Source organism: Cupriavidus sp. SHE, from assembly GCF_000812445.1.
GTDB classification, from domain to species: Bacteria; Pseudomonadota; Gammaproteobacteria; order Burkholderiales; family Burkholderiaceae; genus Cupriavidus; species Cupriavidus metallidurans.
On sequence record NZ_JWMB01000061.1, the window covers coordinates 59,830 to 80,275 of the forward strand.

Annotated in this window: 18 protein-coding genes; 10 read left to right on the top strand and 8 right to left on the bottom strand. The window is 64.9% G+C overall.

The genetic code is table 11. The features are described 5' to 3' along the window. The first annotated feature begins 18 nt into the window (after nt 1-18). Together RN01_RS27830 and eutC are read left to right on the top strand one after the other, a co-directional pair. A complete protein-coding gene (locus RN01_RS27830) occupies nt 19-1,401 on the top strand; it encodes an ethanolamine ammonia-lyase subunit EutB (protein WP_017511147.1) in 1,383 nt (460 codons plus the stop codon). Nucleotides 1,402-1,418: 17 nt separating this feature from the next. Continuing rightward, on the top strand, nt 1,419-2,192 hold the full coding sequence (gene eutC / locus RN01_RS27835; RefSeq protein WP_017511146.1) for an ethanolamine ammonia-lyase subunit EutC: 774 nt from the start codon (nt 1,419-1,421) through the stop codon (nt 2,190-2,192). A 16-nt stretch (nt 2,193-2,208) separates the two neighbouring features. On the opposite strand, the gene RN01_RS27840 is transcribed toward eutC, so the two are convergent. The 3 genes from RN01_RS27840 to RN01_RS27850 all read right to left on the bottom strand — a co-directional run bounded on the left by RN01_RS27840 (nt 2,209) and on the right by RN01_RS27850 (nt 5,068). Continuing rightward, nucleotides 2,209-2,682 (bottom strand): aminoacyl-tRNA deacylase, encoded by a 474-nt coding sequence (locus RN01_RS27840; RefSeq protein WP_011518111.1) that lies wholly within the window; start codon nt 2,680-2,682, stop codon nt 2,209-2,211. A gap of 34 nt (nt 2,683-2,716) precedes the next feature. Further along, nucleotides 2,717-3,670, bottom strand: coding sequence for a LysR family transcriptional regulator (locus RN01_RS27845; RefSeq protein WP_024570598.1), 954 nt, complete (start codon nt 3,668-3,670; stop codon nt 2,717-2,719). 84 nt (nt 3,671-3,754) lie between these two features. Further along, the gene (locus RN01_RS27850) at nt 3,755-5,068 is read right to left on the bottom strand and encodes an MFS family transporter (protein WP_017512088.1); all 1,314 of its coding nucleotides are present in this window, start codon (nt 5,066-5,068) and stop codon (nt 3,755-3,757) included. A gap of 397 nt (nt 5,069-5,465) precedes the next feature. On the opposite strand from RN01_RS27850, the gene RN01_RS27855 reads away from it, so the two are divergent. From RN01_RS27855 to RN01_RS27865, 3 genes are all read left to right on the top strand, one after another. Next, entirely contained in the window at nt 5,466-5,789 is a 324-nt protein-coding gene (locus RN01_RS27855) for a hypothetical protein (RefSeq protein ID WP_008646190.1), read from the top strand. Nucleotides 5,790-5,915: 126 nt separating this feature from the next. Further along, a complete protein-coding gene (locus tag RN01_RS27860; protein ID WP_017512087.1) occupies nt 5,916-7,073 on the top strand; it encodes an acyl-CoA dehydrogenase family protein in 1,158 nt (385 codons plus the stop codon). Nucleotides 7,074-7,133: 60 nt separating this feature from the next. Further along, nucleotides 7,134-7,709 carry a hypothetical protein gene (locus tag RN01_RS27865; RefSeq protein ID WP_011518116.1) on the top strand — a complete coding sequence of 192 codons (576 nt, stop codon included), beginning with the start codon at nt 7,134-7,136 and terminating at the stop codon, nt 7,707-7,709. 176 nt (nt 7,710-7,885) lie between these two features. On the opposite strand, the gene RN01_RS27870 is transcribed toward RN01_RS27865, so the two are convergent. Beyond that, nucleotides 7,886-8,257 carry a hypothetical protein gene (locus RN01_RS27870; protein WP_017512086.1) on the bottom strand — a complete coding sequence of 124 codons (372 nt, stop codon included), beginning with the start codon at nt 8,255-8,257 and terminating at the stop codon, nt 7,886-7,888. Nucleotides 8,258-8,362: 105 nt separating this feature from the next. Beyond that, nucleotides 8,363-11,236: a pitrilysin family protein gene (locus RN01_RS27875; RefSeq protein ID WP_024570597.1), complete on the bottom strand. Its 2,874-nt coding sequence runs from the start codon at nt 11,234-11,236 to the stop codon at nt 8,363-8,365. 188 nt (nt 11,237-11,424) lie between these two features. Here RN01_RS27875 and RN01_RS27880 point away from each other — a divergent pair, with 188 nt between their 5' ends. The 3 genes from RN01_RS27880 to thpR are packed head-to-tail and all read left to right on the top strand — an operon-like array spanning nt 11,425 to nt 14,044. Continuing rightward, nucleotides 11,425-12,927 carry an AlkA N-terminal domain-containing protein gene (locus tag RN01_RS27880; RefSeq protein WP_038315191.1) on the top strand — a complete coding sequence of 501 codons (1,503 nt, stop codon included), beginning with the start codon at nt 11,425-11,427 and terminating at the stop codon, nt 12,925-12,927. Continuing rightward, entirely contained in the window at nt 12,924-13,472 is a 549-nt protein-coding gene (locus tag RN01_RS27885) for a methylated-DNA--[protein]-cysteine S-methyltransferase (protein ID WP_017512083.1), read from the top strand. Before RN01_RS27880 ends, RN01_RS27885 begins: the two co-directional genes overlap by 4 nt. 17 nt (nt 13,473-13,489) lie before the next feature. Further along, nucleotides 13,490-14,044, top strand: a complete 555-nt coding sequence (gene thpR, locus RN01_RS27890) for an RNA 2',3'-cyclic phosphodiesterase (protein ID WP_017512082.1) — start codon at nt 13,490-13,492, stop codon at nt 14,042-14,044. 145 nt (nt 14,045-14,189) lie between these two features. On the opposite strand, the gene RN01_RS27895 is transcribed toward thpR, so the two are convergent. Then, complete coding sequence (locus tag RN01_RS27895; RefSeq protein ID WP_017512081.1) at nt 14,190-14,804, bottom strand: LysE family translocator; 615 nt, start codon at nt 14,802-14,804, stop codon at nt 14,190-14,192. A gap of 147 nt (nt 14,805-14,951) precedes the next feature. Here RN01_RS27895 and RN01_RS27900 point away from each other — a divergent pair, with 147 nt between their 5' ends. Both RN01_RS27900 and RN01_RS27905 read left to right on the top strand, forming a co-directional pair. Next, nucleotides 14,952-15,812, top strand: a complete 861-nt coding sequence (locus tag RN01_RS27900; protein WP_024570596.1) for a LysR substrate-binding domain-containing protein — start codon at nt 14,952-14,954, stop codon at nt 15,810-15,812. A 246-nt stretch (nt 15,813-16,058) separates the two neighbouring features. Next, the gene (locus tag RN01_RS27905; protein WP_017512079.1) at nt 16,059-16,853 is read left to right on the top strand and encodes a flagellar brake protein; all 795 of its coding nucleotides are present in this window, start codon (nt 16,059-16,061) and stop codon (nt 16,851-16,853) included. A gap of 36 nt (nt 16,854-16,889) precedes the next feature. On the opposite strand, the gene RN01_RS27910 is transcribed toward RN01_RS27905, so the two are convergent. Both RN01_RS27910 and RN01_RS27915 read right to left on the bottom strand, forming a co-directional pair. Further along, nucleotides 16,890-17,744 (bottom strand): IclR family transcriptional regulator C-terminal domain-containing protein, encoded by an 855-nt coding sequence (locus tag RN01_RS27910; protein WP_008645453.1) that lies wholly within the window; start codon nt 17,742-17,744, stop codon nt 16,890-16,892. Nucleotides 17,745-18,037: 293 nt separating this feature from the next. Beyond that, complete coding sequence (locus RN01_RS27915) at nt 18,038-20,290, bottom strand: patatin-like phospholipase family protein (protein ID WP_024570595.1); 2,253 nt, start codon at nt 20,288-20,290, stop codon at nt 18,038-18,040. Between the last annotated feature and the right edge of the window lie 156 nt (nt 20,291-20,446).

Genomic DNA, 20,446 nt, shown 5'->3' on the forward strand with positions numbered 1-20,446 from the left:
CTTCAGGAGACCACTTGCATGGCCTTCACGCATACCGTCGGCGTACGCCGGCACGTCTTTGACGATCTGCGCACGCTGCTGGCCAAGGCCAGCCCGGCCCGGTCTGGCGACGCCCTCGCGGGTATCGCCGCCGCCAGCGAAGAAGAGCGGATGGCGGCGCGTATGGCGCTGGCGGACATGCCGCTGGCGCATTGCCTTGCGGAGCCGCTGATTCCTTACGAGGCCGACGAGGTCACCCGGCTGATCGTGGACAGCCACGACGCGCAGGCCTTCGCGGCGCTTGCCAGCCTGACCGTCGGGGAGTTCCGGGACTGGCTGCTGCGGCACGATACCGATACGGCCACGCTGGCCCGGGTGGCGCCCGGCGTCACCCCCGAGATGGCGGCGGCCGTGAGCAAGCTCATGCGCAACCAGGACCTGGTGGCCGTGGCGCGCAAATGCGCGGTGGTCACCGCCTTCCGCAACACCATCGGGCTGCCCGGGCACCTCGCCGTGCGGCTGCAGCCGAACCATCCGACCGACGACCCGCGCGGCATCGCCGCGTCGATCGTCGACGGGCTGCTGTACGGCTGCGGCGATGCCACCATCGGCATCAACCCGGCCAGCGACAACCTTGGGGCGATCACCACGTTGCTGAAGCTTCTGGATGACATTCGCACCCGCTACGAGATCCCCACCCAGTCTTGCGTGCTGACTCACGTCACCAACACCCTGCGCGTGATGGAGCAGGGCGCGCCGGTCGATTTGGTGTTCCAGTCGGTGGCTGGCAGCCAGGCGGCCAATGCAGCGTTCGGCATCTCTCTGGCGCTGCTCGAAGAGGCACGGCAGGCGGCGTTGTCGCTGCGGCGCGGCACGGTGGGGCACAACGTGATGTATTTCGAGACCGGCCAGGGCAGCGCGCTTTCCGCCAACGCCCACCATGGTCTGGATCAGCAGACCATGGAGGCGCGCGCGTATGCGGTGGCGCGCCGGTTCGAGCCGTTGCTGGTCAATACCGTAGTGGGGTTCATCGGTCCCGAGTATCTCTACGACGGCAAGCAGATCATCCGGGCCGGGCTTGAGGACCACTTCTGCGGCAAGCTGCTGGGCGTGCCGATGGGCTGCGACGTCTGTTACACGAACCACGCCGAGGCCGATCAGGACGACATGGACAACCTGCTGACGCTGTTCGGCGTGGCGGGCATCAACTTCATCATGGGCGTGCCCGGCGCCGACGACATCATGCTGAACTACCAGAGCACGTCGTTTCATGACGCGCTGTACCTGCGCGAAGTCCTTGGCCTGCGGCCCGCGCCGGAGTTCGAGGCGTGGCTGCGCAAGATGGGCATTGTCGACGCGGGCGGGCGGTTGCTGGAGCCTGGCACGCGCCAGCCGCTGCTGACCATGGCGGACACGCTTTGAACGGGAGGAGGAACACCATGTCGACGCCAGCGAACCCCGAAGATCCGTGGGCGCGTTTGCGCCAGTTCACACGCGCCCGCATCGCCATCGGCCGCACCGGTCACGCGCAGAAGACCGCGTCGATCCTGGCGTTTGGCCTGGCCCATGCACAGGCGCGTGATGCCGTGCATCTGGCGCTCGATGTGGCGGCGTTGGAAACCGCGCTGCGCGATGCCGGCCTGGATGCGCTGCACGTGCTGCAGGCGCATGGCGCAGCGGCGGATCGCGACCAGTACCTGCGTCGCCCTGACCTGGGCCGAAGTCTCGATGCCGAGAGCCGCGCGCGACTCGTTCCATCGGCGCAGCCATACGATGTCGTCTTCGTGATCGCCGACGGGCTTTCCGCACTGGCCGCGCAGCGCCACGCGGTGCCGCTGCTGCAGGCCGTGCTGGCGCGTCTGCATGACTGGCGGGTTGGACCGGTGGTGGTCGCGCGGCAATCGCGGGTGGCGTTGGGCGACGAGATCGGCGAGCGCCTTGGCGCGCGGCAGGTGGCGATGCTGATTGGCGAGCGTCCGGGGCTCAGTTCGCCGGATAGCCTTGGGATCTATCTGACATTCGACCCCCGCGTGGGGCGCACGGATGCGCAGCGCAACTGTATCTCCAACGTGCGGCCCGAAGGACTGTCCTATGCGCAGGCGGCGGACAGGCTGGTGTTCCTGATGCGAGGGGCGGTAGCGCTCGGTCGGTCCGGCGTGGACCTGAAAGACGACAGCGCCACCGTGTCGGCGGCGCTGTCGCCCCCCATGTAGACATGAGGGATGGGGGCTACATCATGCGGTGCGAGAACTTGCCGCTTTCCGCATCGCTCATCAACGTCATGAACTGATCGCGTTGCATGTGCACGAGTTCCATGTGGTCGCCGGCCTCGAACCAGACTTCCGGTTCGTCGAACAGGCTTTCGTCCACGTAGGTCTGCATGCCGTACGACATCGCGCAAGGCGGGATGGCGCCGAGGTCGCAGTCCTTGAACACTTCGCGGATCTCATCCTCGTGCGCGAGCACGAGCTTGCGGCCGGTCATCTCGCAGATGGTTGACATCTGCAGATGGTGACTCGAAGGAATCACAACCGCCACATAGCCGCCTTCGTCTTCGAGCAACAGCGTTTTGGCCAGACGGTTTCCTGGTACATGGGCAGCCTGCGCAGTGGCCATGCTGCTGAGGCTGTAAGGATGACGAATGATGTCGAACTGGCTGTTCATACGGCTGAGCCGGCCAGCCAGAGTGCCTGCCATTGCCATGATTGCCTTCCTTCCTACGCGAGCCACGCGCAGTTTAGTCCTGAGTGTTCTCACTATAGGCACTGTCGGCACCGCCGGCACGAATGCGCGGCCAGATCGCCTGCAGCTCTGTTCTCAGGAACGTAAGCAGGTAACGCGTTGCCATGGTCTGGTAGCGATTGGGCATGGTCAGCATGTACAGCTTGCTGCCAAACGCGCTGATCTGATAATCGCCGAGCAGCGATTCCAGCGCGCCGCTGGCCAGTTCCTTGTCCACTGCATAGAGCGGAAAAATGCCGATGCCGAGCCCGCCGACCACGGCCTCCTTGAGGAACGCGAAGTTCTCGGAACTCAGGGTTGGCTCCAGCACCACCTGTTCGCGCTCGGCCGTGCCGTCGCGTGTGCCTGACACCTTGAGTTTCTGCCCGATCGGCGACGCGCACACGATCGCATGGGTCGTCAGGTCGGCCAGTTGCGCGGGCGGCGTGCGTCCGGCCAGATACGACGGCGCGGCGCAAAGCAGCCAGTCCACCCCGCCGATTTCGGTGGCAACGACCGAGTCGGGAGGCGTGGAGATGATGCGCAATGCCACTTCCACATCCTCGGAGACGAGGTTGTGGATGCGGTTGTCGAACACGACGTCGAGCGTGATATCGGGATAGCGCTGCTTGAAGCGCACCAGCAGCGGCGAGATCATCGTGTGACCCAGCCCGGTGGGTACCGACAGCCGCACGTGGCCCTGGAGGCTCTTGCCCATGCTGCTGATCAGCGCGTTGGCCGCGGCCACTTCGCCCAGGATGTTCTTGCCGTGCTCGTACAGTCCGGCGCCCACCGGCGTCGGTTCCACGTGCCGGGTCGTCCGGCGCAGCAGTTGCACGCCGAGTTCCTCCTCCAGCGCCTTGAGGTGGTAGCTGACGTTGGCGCGCGTCATCTTGAGCTTGCGCGCGGCGGCGCTGAGATTGCCGGCGTCGACGATATCGACGAACAGGCGCAGGGCGTTGAGATCCATGGCGGGGAGGCGAGCGAAGGGCGCGTGCAAATAAAAAGGGGCCCGAAGGCCCCTCAGTTTGCCATGACTGCGGCGGGTGGCCGGTCAGTGCTCGTGATGCAGGTACTTGGCCTGGCGCGGCAGGCGCAGGCTGACAAGGAACGCCACCACCATCATCGCGGTGACATACCAGTAGAACACGCTCTCGTGCCCGATCGACTTCAGGCCCAGCGCCACATACTCGGCCGAGCCGCCAAAAATGGCGTTGGCGACCGCGTATGCCAGGCCGACGCCCAGCGCACGCACTTCCGGCGGGAACATCTCGGCCTTCACGATGCCGCTGATCGACGTGTAGAAGCTGACGATGGCCAGCGCCACGCAGATCAGCAACAGCGCCATCTCGGGGCTGCTGACGGTCTTGAGCGCGGTCAGGATCGGCACCGTGGCGACTGCGCCCAGCGCGCCGAACATCAGCATGTTGTTGCGGCGACCGATGCGGTCCGACAGCATGCCGAACAGCGGCTGCATGCACATGTACAGGAACAGGCAGCCCGTCATCACGTAGCTGGCCGTCTTGATCGGCATGCCGGCCGTGTTGACCAGGTACTTCTGCATGTACGTGGTGAACGTGTAGAAGATCAGCGAGCCGCCGGCCGTGTACCCGAGCACCGTGAAGAACGCGGCCTTGTGGTGGCGGAAGAGCTCGCCCACGGTGCCGGCGCCTTTGCTGTTGCGCGACTGGGCGGTGGTCGTTTCATGCAGCGTGCGGCGCAGCAGCAGGGCCACCACCGCGGTGACCGCGCCAACCACGAACGGGATGCGCCAGCCCCAGGCCTTGAGTTCGGCCTCGGTCAGCAACTGCTCCAGGATCACGATCACCAGCACGGCCAGCAGTTGGCCGCCGATCAGGGTCACGTACTGGAACGATGAGAAGAAGCCGCGCCGGCCCTTGAGCGCCACTTCGCTCATGTACGTGGCGGTGGTGCCGTACTCGCCACCGACCGAGAGGCCCTGCAGCAGCCGTGCCAACAGCAGAAGCGCTGGCGCCAGGTTGCCAATGGCGGCATAGGTCGGCAGGCAGGCGATCATCAGCGAGCCGAAGCACATCATCGTGACCGAGATCACCATCGAGTGCTTGCGGCCGGTGCGGTCGGCGATGCGGCCGAATAGCCATCCGCCGATCGGCCGCATCAGGAAGCCGGCCGCGAACACCCCGGCGGTGTTCAGGAGCTGCGCGGTGGGGTCGGCTTTGGGGAAGAACGATGACGCGAAATAGATCGCGCTGAACGCATAGACATAGAAGTCGAACCATTCCACCAGATTGCCGGACGACGCGGCAACAATCGCGAAGATGCGTTTCTTGACTTCTTCGGGGGAGGGTGCCGTACCGGTGGTGACGGAAGAGGCGGTGTCTGTCATAGGACCTTCTGATTCTTGGCGGTGGGGCTTGCCGCCGGATGGGGGCGGGCGCAATGGGCGACGAGGCCAGGCGGTTCGCGGCGGGAGCGACGTCGCACACTGGGGCCCGTGTGCCTACTTAGCGTAACTCGTAAAACGAAGACTGCACAGCAGAAGTGCGCAGATGGTTGCCAGCCATATTCGGAAGGGCCCGGCCCGCGCTGGGTTCGCGGAACATTGTCTTTGCCGGTGAATAGTGTTTCTGCGAATGCTGGTGTGGGCTGGCGCGGAATTTGGCTGGCTAGCGCCTCACTTGACCGTATGGCTTGCATGACGCTTCACGCTGCGCAATGATGCTTGCGGATTGCGCCCCAGCCCCCTTATCCAAGTTTTTCCCGATCTTTCCCGAAGCCTGCCAATGCCAGTTTTGCGTTATCTGCTGATTCTGCTACCGCAGTTGTTGCTCATGCCATTGATCGCGCAGGCGGAACCCGACCTCGTGCAATGCCAGCGCGTCGACCAGTCGCAGCTGCGTTCGGCGTCGGAGGAAACGCTGCTGTTCCTGCGCTGCCGCGCGCGGGAGATTTCTTACGAGGCCCCACGGCTCAAGGGCGTCACGCAGAAGTTCAAGGACGATCTCGTGTTCTCGTGCCTGGACCAGGCCGACGCTGTCGAGCATCAATTGCGCGTGAGCTACGGCTACACCCGCGAAACCCTCGCCAAAAAGAAATGTGATCGATAGGCTGTAATCTGGCTTATTGTCAAAAAATACTGTCGGTTCTGTCCAAGTCGCAGTGGATTGTCAAATTCGGTAGTCCGCGTACCATTGTTCGCCTTCGTTATCGCATCTGAATCACCGGAGATTGCCATGGCCCTCGACGCCGAATCCTTTTCCCTGCTGCGCGCTTCGGTGCAGCGTTTTATCGACGATCGCCTGAAGCCGGCCGAGGACACGCTCGAAGAGATTGACGATGTGCCGGCCGATATCGTGGCCGATATGAAGGAAATGGGCCTGTTCGGCATCTCGATTCCCGAGAGCTACGGTGGCATCGGCCTGTCGATGTCGCAGGAATGCGATGTGGTCTACGACCTGGGCCACACTGCTTTTGCCTTCCGCTCGGTGTTCGGCACCAACGTGGGCATCGGCTCGCAGGGCATCCTGATGGACGGCACCGAGGAACAGAAGCAGAACTATCTGCCGAAGATCGCCAGCGGCGAATTGATCATCTCGTTCGCGCTGACCGAGCCCAACGCCGGCTCCGACGCCGCCTCGCTGCAAACGCGTGCCGACCTCGACGGCGACCACTACGTGATCAACGGCACCAAGCGGTTCATCACCAATGCGCCGCGCGCGGGAGCGTTCACGCTAATGGCACGCACGGGTGGCCAGGGCGCGTCGGGCATTTCGTCGTTCATCGTGCCGGCCGATACCCCGGGCATCTCGCTGGGCAAGCCGGACAAGAAGATGGGCCAGCGCGGTACCAAGACGTGCGACGTGGTGCTGGAAAACGTGCGCGTGCCGGCCGCCAACATCATCGGTGGCGTTCCGGGCGTGGGTTTCAAGACGGCGATGAAGGTGCTGGACCGTGGCCGCCTGCACATCTCGGCGCTGGCCTGCGGCATGGCGCACCGGCTGATTACCGACGCCGTGGCGTACGCGAAGGAGCGCAAGCAGTTCGGCAAGCCGATCGGCGATTTCCAACTGATCCAGGGGATGCTGGCCGACAGCCAGGCCGAACTCTATGCGGGCCTGTCGATGGTGCGCGATTGCGCACAGCGTTATGATGCGAAGCCGGCTGGCAAGAGCGATCCGGAAGTCAGCATGCTGGCATCGTGCACGAAGATGTTCTGTACCGAGATGGTGGGCCGCGTGGCGGACCGCGCGGTGCAGATCCACGGTGGTGCGGGTTATATCGCCGAATACAAGGCCGAGCGCTTCTACCGCGACGTGCGTCTGCTGCGCCTCTATGAAGGCACGACGCAGATCCAGCAGCTCATCATCGCCAAGCAACTGCTGCGCGACTGAGCACGGCTCACGAAAGCCGGAACGATCAGGCCAGATGGGCCTGAGGGGATAGGAGACAGGATGAGCAGGTTCCAGGTAACGGCCTCGCAAGGGCCGGTCACGGCGGGGCAGCAGTCAAAGGTGTCCCAGGACGATCTCCACGCAGTGCACCGGCTTCGTGCCGTGGTGGCGACGTATCGCACGACGCTGCAGGCCTACACGCTGGTCGTATCCCCGGACGAACTGATGTCGCTGAGCCGCGGCCCGGAACCGTCGCATTCGGCGCGCGACTATCGCGCGCAAGCCCATCTGGACCGGTTGCTGAACTCGGTACGCGACAGCGGTCTGGCGCTTCCCAGCGCGATCGTCGTCGCGGTATCGGGCGGCAGGATGCAATGCGAGTGCGATCACCTGTACACGCTGGAAATGCATCCACGCGACGGCGACCACCTGATCGTGCTGGACGGCTATGACCGTCTGGCCGCGCTGGCCAGCACCGGACGCGGGAATATCAAGACACTGGTGACCGGCGTGTTGTGCTGCACGGCCATCGACGGCGCGGCGGTCGAGTCCCAGTCGGCCAATGAAGCGGATCGCGCGATGATGCACACCTCCGCAGCCGCCCGCTGGGCCGGCGCGATGCGCGTCTGGCAATAACCCCGGCTGTAGTAATAGCGGTAGCGGTAGCAATAGCAATCGCAACGGCCTTGGTGATTGCACTGGCGGATGCGGCAACGGTGAACGATGCCGCCATCCTTGCTGTCACTGGGGAAATCGCTGGCAACGCCATTGCCGCCATCACCACAACTACTGCTGGCGCCGGTTTCAACCGGTCACGCCCACACGCCGTCCACATCGCGTAGCAGGTGCCCCGCCAGGATGTAATCGCCGAGGCGGCTCGCCTTGGCTTCGAGCTCCAGAAGATGCTGGTCGGCCATCGTGCCGAGATCGAACTGGCAATACAGATTGCGTTGCCGGAACGTTGTCTTGGGTTTGCCTAGCCCTTCGATCAGGGCGTCATGGGAGCGGACAGCGATGCTCTCCTGTCCTCGGTACTGCACCTTGATACCGCGCTTCTCTCCGAGCCGTCCGAGTTCGACGGCGTCCTGCCATCCGGTCTCGTAATCCAGCTCAAGCGCAAGCATCCGCTCAGAGGCCAGAAGCCTGAGCGCTTCTGTCTTGCTGCCAGCTCGCACGATCGACATCCATACCTCTAGTCTGAACAATCACTGTATAAATATACAGTGATTGTCGTCAGGTCTCAAGGCTTTGGGCATGACGTTTCCGACATACCCCGCTGCATTGCAGGATCATGGTCTGGCCGGTTCCGCTGGGGCGGCTGCCGGCGCGGTGGCGGGTTCCGCCGCCGTTGCTGCCGGGGTGCCAGCGCCCGAGCCGAAGTCTCCGGCGAATGCCTGCGTCAACGTATCCGGACTCAGGTAACGCCGGATCGCGTCATTGACCGCCTCCGGCGTGGCCTTGCTGATGCGAGCCTCCACTTCGGCCGTATGGGCCATGGTGCGGCCAAGGTAAAGCTGATTCGCCAGGGCTCCAGCCAGAAGGCCATCCCTTGTGCGGCTGATCAGGCCCTGTTGCAGCAGCCCGCTGACGGCTTCCGACAGCTCGACGGATGTGATGCCATCGCGCACAAAGCGTTGCATCTCTTGACCCACCGCGTCGCGCAGGCGCGTCTGGTTCTGCGGTGCGTAGACGGCCCATAAGGCAAAACGCCCTGCGCGGTCGAGTGCGCCAATCGACAGCGAGCTCGAGACGCCATAGCTGATGCCTTCCTGCTGCCGCAACCGGTCGGCCAACCGGCTGCGCATACCGGTGCCGCCGAGCACTCTGGTTGCGATCAGCATCAGCGGATAGTCCGGCGAGTCATTGAGCAGATCGACGGGTTGCGATGCCAGGTACACAGCGTTGGCCTTGCCAGGCGTGTCGAGTGTGAAGCTGGCCGCCGGAATGGCGATGAATGGGCGATCCACGCGCTCGAACGGTACCTGGGCCCGCCAGTCGCCGAACAGGAACTGGATCTGCTTCTCGGCATCGGCGGCATCGAAGTCACCGACGATCGCAAGCTGCGCGTGGTCCGCGCCGTAGAACTGCGCATGGAACTCGCGCAGTTCGGCCTGCGTCACGCCCCTGAGGCTGGCCACGCTTTCGTCGAAGGTTGGCGTGTAGCGTGGATCTTCGGCCGGATATGGGTTGCCATGCCGTCCGAGGGCGTTCGGCGCCAGCGCGTTGGGCTGGCGACGCTGGCTGTCCACACCCGCGATACTGCTGGCGCGCAGGGTTTCCAGTTCGGCCGATGGGAATGTCGGCATGCGCAGCACCGTTCGCAACAGGTCCAGCAGGTCGGGCAGGTAGGCACGGTGCGTCTCGAACCGTACCGTCAGCCGCTCCGAACTGCCCGAGATCGATACATTGGCCTTGAGCGCCTCGAACCGATCCGCAATCTGCTGCCGGCTGAACACGCCCGCGCCGCGGTCGAGCATTCCGGCTGTCAGCGAGCCAATCGCTGTTTTCCCTTGCAGCGACTGGGTATTGCCCAGATGCAGGACCAGCGTGCCATTGACCGCTTCGCCGCGCGTGGGCTTGGATAGCAACGCAAGCTCCATCCCGTTTGGAAGCGTCTGGCGCACCGTGTGGGCGTCAATGTTGGCCGGGCTCGGGTCGAACGTGGGCACGGCCTGTGCGACAGCCTTGCCGGCGTAGTCGCGTACCAGCGCGGCCACGTCGGGCGACTGCGGAATGGCCGCAAGCTGGGGTTTGTCTCCCGGCAGGAACTCGCCGACCGTGCGGTTCGTCTGGCGCAGGTAGTTCTCCGCCACGCGCTGTACGTCTTCCAGCGTGGTGGTTTCCACGCGGTCGCGCGCGATAAAGAGCAGGCGCCAGTCGCCCTTTGCAATGGATTCGGACAGCGCTACGCCATAGCGCGCCGGATCGTTGAGAATCTTCTCGTACGCGTTACGCATCCGCACGCGGGCGCGATCCAGTTCGTCCTGGGTGACTGGCTTTGCGGCCAGTCCTTCGATTTCCGCGAGCAGCGCCGCGCGCACCGGCTCGATGGGCCGGTCCTTGCCTGTCCCTGCCGCGAACAGGATCACGCCGGGATCCTTCATCGCGTCGAACATCGACATCTGCCATGCGGCCTTGCGCGTGTCCACCAGCGCATGCTCGAGCCGCCCTCCCGGCGTGTCGGCGAGGATGACCGTCAGCAGCGCCAGGGCCGTGGTGTCGGGATGCGCGCCTGGCGCGACGTGATACATCGCGGCCACGATGCTGCTGTCGCCGGGGCGCGTCAGTGTCAGTTCCCGGGCGCCTTCCTGCGGCGGTTCCACGGTGTGCTCGGTCGGGAGCACGCGCGTGGGCCGCGGAATCGGCCCGAACGCTTGCTCGATCTGTGACAGCGCCCGCGCCGGATCGAACTGCCCGGCTACCACCAGCACCGCGTTGTCGGGCTGGTAGTAGCGTCGATAGAACGCCTGCAGGTTCTCGATGCCGACACGCTCCACATCGCTGCGCGCGCCGATCGGCGCCTTGGCATAGTTGTGCCACCGATAGGCCGCCGCGTACATCTGCTGTTGCAGCATCCGCATCGGATTGTTCTCACCGATCTCCATCTCGTTGCGCACGACCGTCATTTCCTTGTCGAGGTCGGCGCGCGAGATGAAGCTGTTGACCATGCGGTCCGCTTCCATCCGGAGCGCCCAGTCGAGGTTGTCGTCGCTGGCTGCAAAGGTCTCGAAATAGTTGGTGCGGTCCTGCGCCGTCGTGCCGTTGAACTGCATGCCGCGCCGGGCGAACTCGGTGGGAATCGTCCGGCCCGGCAATGACGGCGTGCCCTTGAACATCAGGTGCTCGAGCAGGTGCGCCATGCCGGTTTCGCCGTAGTTCTCGTGCCGGCTGCCCACGAGGTAGGTCATGTTTACCGTGGTGGTCGGCTGGGCGTCGTCGGGGGCGAGCAGGATCCGGAGGCCGTTCGGCAGCCGGTACTCGGTGATGCCTTCCACGGCGGCCACGCGCTCCGCGCGGATGACCGGCGCTGCGGCTGGCGGGGGCGCGACGCTGCTCGGCCGCGCGGCGAAGGCGGGCACGGGCAGGGCGCTCAGGCCCGCCAAGATGAAGCAAGCCGCGCCGGTGACGAGGCTGGCGGCAAAACTGGTGACAAGACGACGCATGAATTCTCCGTAGACGGCGCCGGTTGGCCGTCTGCAAGGATTCTAGCCGGATGGACGACACGCGAACCGCGTGCCGGCACACTTTCAGATTCGGGGCCAACAATCGTCACCGCCGGCGGCATCCGGGGCCGAGGCGAATGTCCGATTCCAGCGGGTTTGTCATGTCGTAAAGGCGTAGGATGCATGGCATGGAACTCGATCCCGACACCTGCTACAAGGCCGTGGCCTCGCATGACCGGCGCTTCGACGGACGCTTTTTCGTCGGGGTGTCGTCGACGGGCGTGTACTGCCGGCCGATTTGCGCCGTGCGCACGCCCAAGCGCGAGAACTGCACGTTCTACGAGACCGCCGCCGCCGCGGAGAAACACGGCTTCAGGCCTTGCCTGCGTTGCCGCCCGGAATTGGCGCCGGGGCATGGGCTGGCGGACATCTCCGGCCGGCTGGCGCAGGCCGCCGCCACATTGATCGACGAAGGCTTCATGGCCGGCGCGGGCGTGGCCCAACTGGCCGCGCGGATCGGTGTGACCGAGCGTCACCTGCGCCGCCTGTTCGATGCCGAGTTCGGCGTGTCGGTGCATGAGTACGCCCAGACGCAAAAGCTGCTGCTGGCCAAGCGCCTGCTGACAGACACCGCGCTGCCCGTCACCGAGGTGGCGCTGGCAGCCGGCTTTGGCAGCGTGCGGCGGTTCAACGACGTGCTCAAGGAGCGCTATGGCCTGACGCCGCTGGCGATGCGCAAGCGCGCCGCAGATGGCATGGCGGACCGGCTCGTGTTCGAGCTCGGCTACCGGCCGCCGATGGCGTGGGGAGCGCTGCTCGGATTTCTGGCCGTGCGTGCCGTCGACGGCATCGAACAATGTGATGGCGAGGTGTACTCGCGCACGTTGTCGATCGAAGCGGGCGGCCGGTGTCATGCGGGCTGGGTGCGGCTCGAGCATGTGGCGCGGCGCGCGGTGCTGCGCATCACGTTGTCCGGCGCGTTGGCGCCCGTGATTCCGCAGGCATTGGGCAAGGTCCGGCGGTTATGCGATTTGGGCTGTCGCCCCGACATCGTCGATGCCCACCTGGGCGAACTGGCTGCGCAGACGCCTGGAATGCGCCTGCCCGGCGCGTTCGACGGATTCGAGATCGGGGTGCGCGCGATCGTCGGTCAGGTGATTCCGGTGGTGCAGGCGCGGCGCATTCTGGCTCGGCTGGCGCAGGTGGCCGGCGAGCCGTTGCCGGAAGCGGCCCAGGCGGGACTGACCACGCCTGCTGGCCAAGTGCCGCTGACTCACGCCTTCCCGACCGCGCAGGCTCTGGCTGCATTGCCCGACGAGGCATATCGGGCGGCTGGCGTGACCGCCGCGAAGACCCGGACGATTCGTGCGTTGGCCCGCAGCGTGGCTGCCCATGAGATCGATCTCGATCCCCACGCGCCACCCGAGGTGACCGTGGCGCAATTGCGTGCCATCGATGGCATCGGAGACTGGACGGCGCAATACGTCGCGATGCGCGCGTTAGGCTGGCCTGACGCATTTCCGGGCACCGACTATGCGCTGCGCAAGGTGCTGGGCGTCGATACGGTTCGCGGGATGCAGGCGAAGACCGCCGGATGGGCGCCGTGGCGCGCCTATGCGGCAATCCATCTCTGGCACCGCTACGAAGCGCTGAAGCTTCAGGGTAGCGATATCGAGGAGCAGGCAGCATGAGTAGCCATCAGATCATCGACAGCCCGCTGGGCGACATGCTGTTGCGTGCCGATGGCGGCGCGTTGACCGGCGTGTTCTTTGCCGGCCAGAAGTACTACCCGGGGCTGGCGCGTCTGACTCCCGTCCCGGCGATGCCCGCAGCGGATGCGCGCGTGCTGGAGCAGGCCGCGGCGGAACTCGGCGCCTACTTCGACGGGGCGCTGCATGGATTCTCCGTCCCGTTCCGGCTGGTTGGCAGCGCGTTCCAGCAGCGGATCTGGCAAGCGCTGTGCGACATCGAATTTGGCGAGACTTCGACCTACGGACAACTCGGCGCGGGGCTCGGCTTGCCGCCAAGCCATTCGCGGGCGGTGGGCGGTGCCGTGGGGCGCAATCCCTTGTCGATTATCGTTCCGTGTCATCGCGTGCTTGGCGCGTCCGGTGACCTGACCGGCTACGCGGGCGGCGTGGACCGCAAGCGTGCGCTGCTGACGCTGGAGGGCGTGCTTTATCCGGGCCAGTTGCAAGCCACGGCGCTGGGTCAGGCCGCCCTTGCCCTGGACTGACGAAGGCGGGAGCGCGCGTGGCGCGTCTGTTCGTCGCCATCCAGCCTCCCGCCGCGCTGGTGGCCGACCTGCTGCGCATCGTTCCTGCACAACACGGCATTCGGCCGACGATGGCCGCGCAGTTACACCTGACCCTGCGCTTTCTGGGCGAGCAGGATGACGCCACGGCGGTGCGGATTGAACGGGTGTTGTCCGAGGTAGCTACGCCGCCCGTGGTGTTGCAGGTGAAGGGTGTCGGCCGCTTTCGTGGCCGCCAGGGCGCCATACTCTGGGCCGGACTGGAGGCGTCGGCGCCGATGCAGGCGTTGGTCGACGCCATCACCGCCGCGCTGGAGCGCGAAGGGATTCCACCCGAGCGCCGCCGCTTCTGGCCACATTTGACCCTGGCACGTTGCCGGCCTGAGGTGCCGGAGCATGTATTGCGGGACTGGCTGGCGACCCGTCGGGCGCTGTCGCTGCCTGCCTGCACGATCGACCGGTTCGTCCTGTTCGAGAGCGTTCTTGACCGACAGGGCGCGCGCCATATTGCGCGGGCCGCCTATCCGCTTGCCGCGAACGGGCCAGACCACTGACCCCCAACGCTGACACCTGTCACGCCGTACCGCTCGGCCGGTGATCGGCCGGACAGCCGCTTTGCGTGTTGGCCTCAAATCTGCCATGAATCGGCTGTCACGCATGTTCCACGCAGTATCTGGCTGGCTTGCCCAACGCGGTGGGCTACCTGACGCCAAGTGCCACACCCAGCCCGAATAGGGCAGTCCCGATGATGACATCGAGCTGTCGTTGGTATCGCAGCATCGCGGCACGCAGCGACTTCGAGCCGAAACACCACGCGACGATGCTGAACCAGACCCAATGCGTGGCCGACATGAACAATCCATAGCCAAACTGCACGGCGGCGGGCGTGTGCTCGTTGACGACCTGCGAGTAAGTGCTGACCACGAACAGTGTGGTCTTCGGGTTGAGCGCATTGGTCAGGAAACCCATGCGAAACGCCGCCAGTCCTGAAACGGCGGGTGCCCCATCGGCGTCGACGTCCAACGCCTTGCGATTGCGCAGTGTCTGAATGCCGATCCAGATCAAGTAGGCCGCACCAGCCAGCTTGATGATCGAGAGCAGCCCGTGCGCATGGCGCACCAGCAGTGACACGCCGAACATGGTGTAGGCGACGTGCACCTGCACGCCGAGTGCGATGCCCAGCGCGCAAAGCAGCCCGGTGCGGCGGCCAAACAGATAGCTGTTGCGCGTGACCATGGCGAAGTCCGGGCCAGGGCTGATGACGGCAAGAAGGGTGATGGCCGCGACGGCCAGCAGTTCGGCGAGGGGGGTCATTGTTGTGGTATTCCAGTCAGTTTTCGTTGCGTAAGTCGTGTACTCGATGGCACGACATATGGCATTTTTATTCGCAGAAACGGGTACGGCAAACGATATATACTCGCCATATTCCGTGAGAAAAACTGACTGATTGGCATGCCATCGATGCACTGGCTCGGCTGGATTCGTTTCTTCGAAGCCGCCGCGCGTCACCAGAACTTCGCCCGCGCGGCTGACGAGTTGCACCTGACCCACGGCGCCATCAGTCGGCAGATCCGCCAGCTTGAAGCCGAACTCGGCGTGAGCCTGTTCGAACGGCGCAATCGCGCGGTCTTTCTGACCGAGGCTGGCCGCACGCTCCAGTCCGCGGCCACGCAGTCGATGGACTTGCTTGCGGCGGCGGTCGAGCGTATCCGCAAGCCCGCTGCGAACACCGCGCTGGTGTTGTCATGCGAGCCAACCATCGCCATGCGCTGGCTGATTCCTCGGCTGGCACGGTTTTCCGCGCGGCATCCCGATATCCCGTTGCATCTGATGGCTGCTGGCGGCGCGATCGACTTTGCGCGTAGCGGTGTCGACGTGGCATTGCGTCGCAATGATTTCCCGTTCGATACGCGCTGGCACACGCGGGAGGTGACGCCCGAGCGGGTGGGGCCGGTTTGCCGGCCGGATCTGGCCGATCACGGGCTCGATGCAATGCCCTGGCTGCATACGCGCACTAGACCCGATGCCTGGCAGCGCTGGGCGCGTAGCGCGGGGTATGTGCTTACTGGCAGCACGGACGTCTGGTACGAGCACTTTTATCTAAGCCTGCAGGCCGCGTCCGCCGGGCTTGGCTGGGCAATTGCTTCGGAGCTGATGGCCTATGACGAGTTGTCCGACGGTCGCATGGCCGCACCCCGGGGCTTCGTGGCCGATGGCTCGGCGTACCATCTGCTTTCGCCTGTGCCGTTCGAGCATGACTTGCGCCGGCTGGCGTTGTTCGACTGGCTCCATGCCGAGGCAAACGCATCTTCACAGGCATAGCAAGGTGACGCCGTTATCGCCATTCGAGTGCGTCGCGAAGTGGAAGAAGCGTTACGTGCGCCACCCCTCGGAAGTCTGTCGCTAAAGTTACGTCGTATTTTGCCGAAGCATATGGCAGGTGCTTGCGCCACCTTCGGGTGGCGCTTACCATGCGGCGGCTGGTCGCCGCGAGCTGTCACCGCTTTCCAGTTCCCGCCCCCCAAAAGGGTGCGTTGTGGCGCAACCCTTTCGATGTAGCGTATCTCCATGAGTCTTCAAGAACCCATCGGGTCCAAGCTGGCCCAATCACAGTCCCAGGTCGATGACGAGGCCGACGAGCGGGACGCTGCGGCCCAGTCGGATGAACGCTACCGGTTGACGCACAGCTCACAGATCGGCACCGTGCTGCGCGATATGGCCTGGCAGAAGTGCCTGCTGAATGTGCGCTCGAAGGGCGGCTCCGAGATCGTGACGTCGATCCTGCATGTCGATCCGGCCAACAAGACCTTCATTTTCGATTGGTGCCGTGCCGATGGTGAGCGTCAGGCATTGATGTCGTCGGAGCAGAACGCCTTTTCCGGCCTGCTGCGCGGAGTGCCGGTCAACTTTATCGTTGGCACGCCGGGCGCCACGCGCTTCGAAGGCGGTCCCGCGTTCATCGCCGATTTTCCCGAGAAGCTGTACCACTTCCAGCGACGCCGCCATTTCCGCGCGCGCACGTTGCTGACCAAGGGCTACCGCTGCGAACTGCGAATTCCCGAGACGGAAAAGCAGGCGCTGCAGCTCGATATCGCTGACTTGTCGTTGTCAGGGGTGGGTTTGCGCTCGCGCGCGGTGGGCGCGGACCAGTTGCCCGTGGGCACCGTGATCAAGCGCTGCCTGCTGGACTTTGCCGAACTCGGCCGGCTGGAGCTCGACATGCAGGTCGTGGGTCATTGGCTGGTGGGCTTCGACGACAACACCGTGCACCACTACGGATGCGCCTTCCTGAACCCGGACGGCCGCATGGAAAACTTCCTGCAGCGCCTGGTGTTCCAGCTCGAACTGGCGCACCGGGGCTGACACCCCGGCGCAAGCGGAAAGCGGCTCAGTTTCCGCTTAGTTGCCAATCATCTTGCCGATCGCGGCTGCCGCCTCCCGCATGGGGCCGAGCAGCCGCGCAATCATTTCCCCTTCCGACACCTTGTTGGCCTTCACGCTGACGCTGATGGCCGCCAGCACCACGCCGGCCTGCGACCGCACGGGCACGGCGATCGCGCGCAATCCCGGCTCCAGTTCCTCGTCGATCAGCACATAGTCCATGTCGCGGGCGCGCTGGAAGGCTGCCTCGAGCTCAGGACGCGAGATCTTGGTCAGCAGTGTGCGCGGGCGCAGTTCAGCATGGTCGAAGAACGCCTCCAGGATCGGTTGCGGCTGATGGGCCAGCAACAGGCGGCCGGTGGACGTGCAATAGGCCGGCAGGCGGCTGCCCATGCCGAGCGAGTGCGTCAGCACGCGCTGCACTTCCGAGCGAACCAGATACAGGATGTCGGTGCCGTCGAGGATGGCGAGCGCCGAGGTCTCGTGCACGCGCGCGCTGAGGCTATCCAGAACAGGCTGCGCCAGAGAGACGATCGCACTCGACGAGAAAAATGCGTGGCCAAGATGCAGCACGCGCGGACGCAGCGCGAAGTGGCCGTCCTGCTGGCTGACGTAGCCAAGCTGTTCCAGCGTGTAGAGGCAGCGGCGAACCGAAGCGCGCGACAACTGCGTGCGCTGCGCCACCTGAGAAATAGTCAGTGGGCGCTTGCGTTCGGAGAATGCCTCGAGCACGGTTAGTCCGCGCGCCAGCGAGAGCATGAAGTTGGGATCGCCGGCAAAGCTGCCGAGGATGTCAGCGGGCGGCTTGGCAGCGCGCACGGTGTCGGCTTGCGCCGGTTTGAGACTGATGGGGCTGGGGCTCGGAGCGTCCATGGCGGATAAAACGGTGCGGGGGAGCGTTCGATAATCGCGCATCTTAACGCCCCAGAGCGCTGATTGCCGTCTTCTGGACAAAAAAATGTCGCCGGTCGGGACGGCGACGGGGAAGGGGGTGTCGGTCAAGACGGGGGTCCTGACGACGAATCGAGTATAGGTAGGGGTACAGAGACATTAAATACAACTAAGGTGGGGGAACGCGCTGGCAGCCAGTGTCGGGTGGCGCAACGGGCGCTCAGGGGAGGTTCGCGGCGGCTTCAGGATCGCTCAAGGCATTCCTTATTGCTTCCTCAAGGCTTGCCCAGGAACAGGTAGAACGCATAGCTGCCGCCCGCCGCCCGGCCATAGCCGAGGTAAAGCGGCCCGACCGGGCTGTCGATGCCCAGGAAGGCCGCCATCGACTTCAGCAGCCCGGTTGGACTACCCGGCACCAGCGGCGCGCCGACGCGCCCGGCTTCGAGCGAGAAGCCGGCGTAGACGCCGTCGAAGAAGGTCTGGTGGATCAGCTTGTTGTAGTAGACCATTCGCGCGAACTGCAGATTGCCGCCGATGAGTTGCCCCGTGCTGTACCCCGACTGCTGCAGGAAGCCACCCCATTGGAACAGGTCGTACTTCGGCAGGGCGGGGCCGCCGATATTGCTGCCGGCCTTGAACGCCAGACTGAGCGTGTTATTGCCGATCGAGTGTGCCCACGTACCTGAGATATCGCCCTTGGTATAGGTATCGGTCGCCCCCATGCCACCCTGCGAGGCGTAGACGTTCAGCGTGCCGCCGTACCCGAAGCGCGGGAAGTTGAGATTGTCGAGCTGATCCGCGAGCAGCCGGCCTTCGATGGCGCGCCGGTTGACCCGGCCGGGGCCGGGACTCAGATACGCGGGGCCGGTGGATAGCGAAGCATTCTGCTCCCCAACGACCACGCCAAGCCGGGCCTCGCCGTACTTGGTGATCTGGCTGCCGATGTCGAATGCGAAGTCGGTGCGGCGCAGATCGTACTGGGCCAGTCTGGTGCTGCCGCTGAAGATATTGACCGGCCGCCGCTCCAGCTCGATACGCGGCGCCACGAAGAAGAGCTGGCGCGTATCGAGCGGCTGGTAGAACTCGCTGATCAGACTCGAAGTCTGACCCACCTGCGCATCGGTTCGCCACTCCGCCCCGAGCGAGTTCAGCCACGTGCGGCGGTAGCTGGCCAGCAGGTTGAAGTAGGCATCGCCGCGGAAGTCGGTGCTCAGCCCGAGACCGAAGCGCAGATAGTCGGGGCCGTAGGATTTCTCGATCGCATCGACCGAAAGCACGCGCTTGCCCGGTTCTTCCAGGAAGCGATAGTTCACATGCTCGAAGTCGCCGGTGCCGAACAGGCGGCGCATGTCGCGATCGAGAGTGGCCTGCGTGATCGGCTCGCCGGGCTTGGTCTCCATCGTGGCGGCCGCGAACTCCGGATTCACGCGTTCCATCGGCGCAAAACGGATTTCGTCGACGGGCCGCACGTCGGGCGGCGGCAGCGCCATCTGTCGCGCGCGCAGTTGGGCATACTGTGCCGGCGGGATCGACAGCTCGGATAGCCGACTCGCCTCTTTCCGGGCGGCGGCCTCGCCGATCGGGATCGTCTTGGGCAGGTGGTCGAAATCACCTGCCGAGAAATCTCCTAACTCGGGCTTGATCAGGATGTCCGTGGGCCTCAAGGAGGCCAGCGATGCGCGCACGTTCTGCTCGGTCAGGATGTTGAGCATCTGTCCGGTTACCCCGATGATCGAGGTCAGCTCTTCGCGCTTCATCAGCGGCGTGCCGAGATTGACGGCGATGATGATGTCCGCGCCCATCGCCCGCGCCACGTCGACGGGTAGGTTGTCGGTCAGGCCGCCGTCGACCAGCAGCTTGCCTTCGTACTCGGTGGGCGCTACCGCGCCCGGCACCGACATGCTCGCCCGCATCACGTTGGCCAGTTCGCCCTGGCTGAACACCACCGGCGTACCTGCGACCAGATCCGTGGCGACTGCCCGATACGGAATCGGTAGTGTGTCGAAGTTGCGATAGCCGGGAGCATTGGCGAGCTGCCGCAACACGGTTTCCAGTTGCACGCCCGAGACGGCACCCTTGGGCAAAAGCAGGCCATCCGAGCGCACGCCTATCTCGGGCGTGAAAAGGTTCGTGTGGTCGTCGATCTTGCGGCGAATGGCCAGATCCTGACGGGGCGGTCGCTCCTTGAAGATCGTTCCCGTCGTCAGCCCGCCGACGAGTTTCTCCATGTCCGACGTGCTCATGCCGGTCGCGTACGCGCCGCCGACGATCGATCCCATGCTGGTGCCGGCGATGCAATCGATCGGCACGCGCAGTTCCTCGAGCACCTTGAGCACGCCAATATGGGCCGCGCCACGTGCGCCGCCGCCCGAAAGCACCAGGCAGATCTTCGGCCGGCCCTGCGGCGCCGATGCCGCGGCGGGCTCGGCCGCCAGCGCCGACGGGCCGGCTATCGCGCCCGAACACAGCACTGCCAACCATGCGGCGCAGCGAAGAAGGGCAGAGGCGTGGCGCATCGCAGATGACATGAAGAAGAGGGGGCGGCGAAGGACATTGCCGCGACCTTCAACACTAGCAGTGTGGTCCGCATGTGGCGTATGCCATGCGCCAAGATCAAAACAATTCATCACGCGCGCCGGAACCATTCAGATCGGCGGCCACGCATGTCGGCTTCTGTCCGCTCC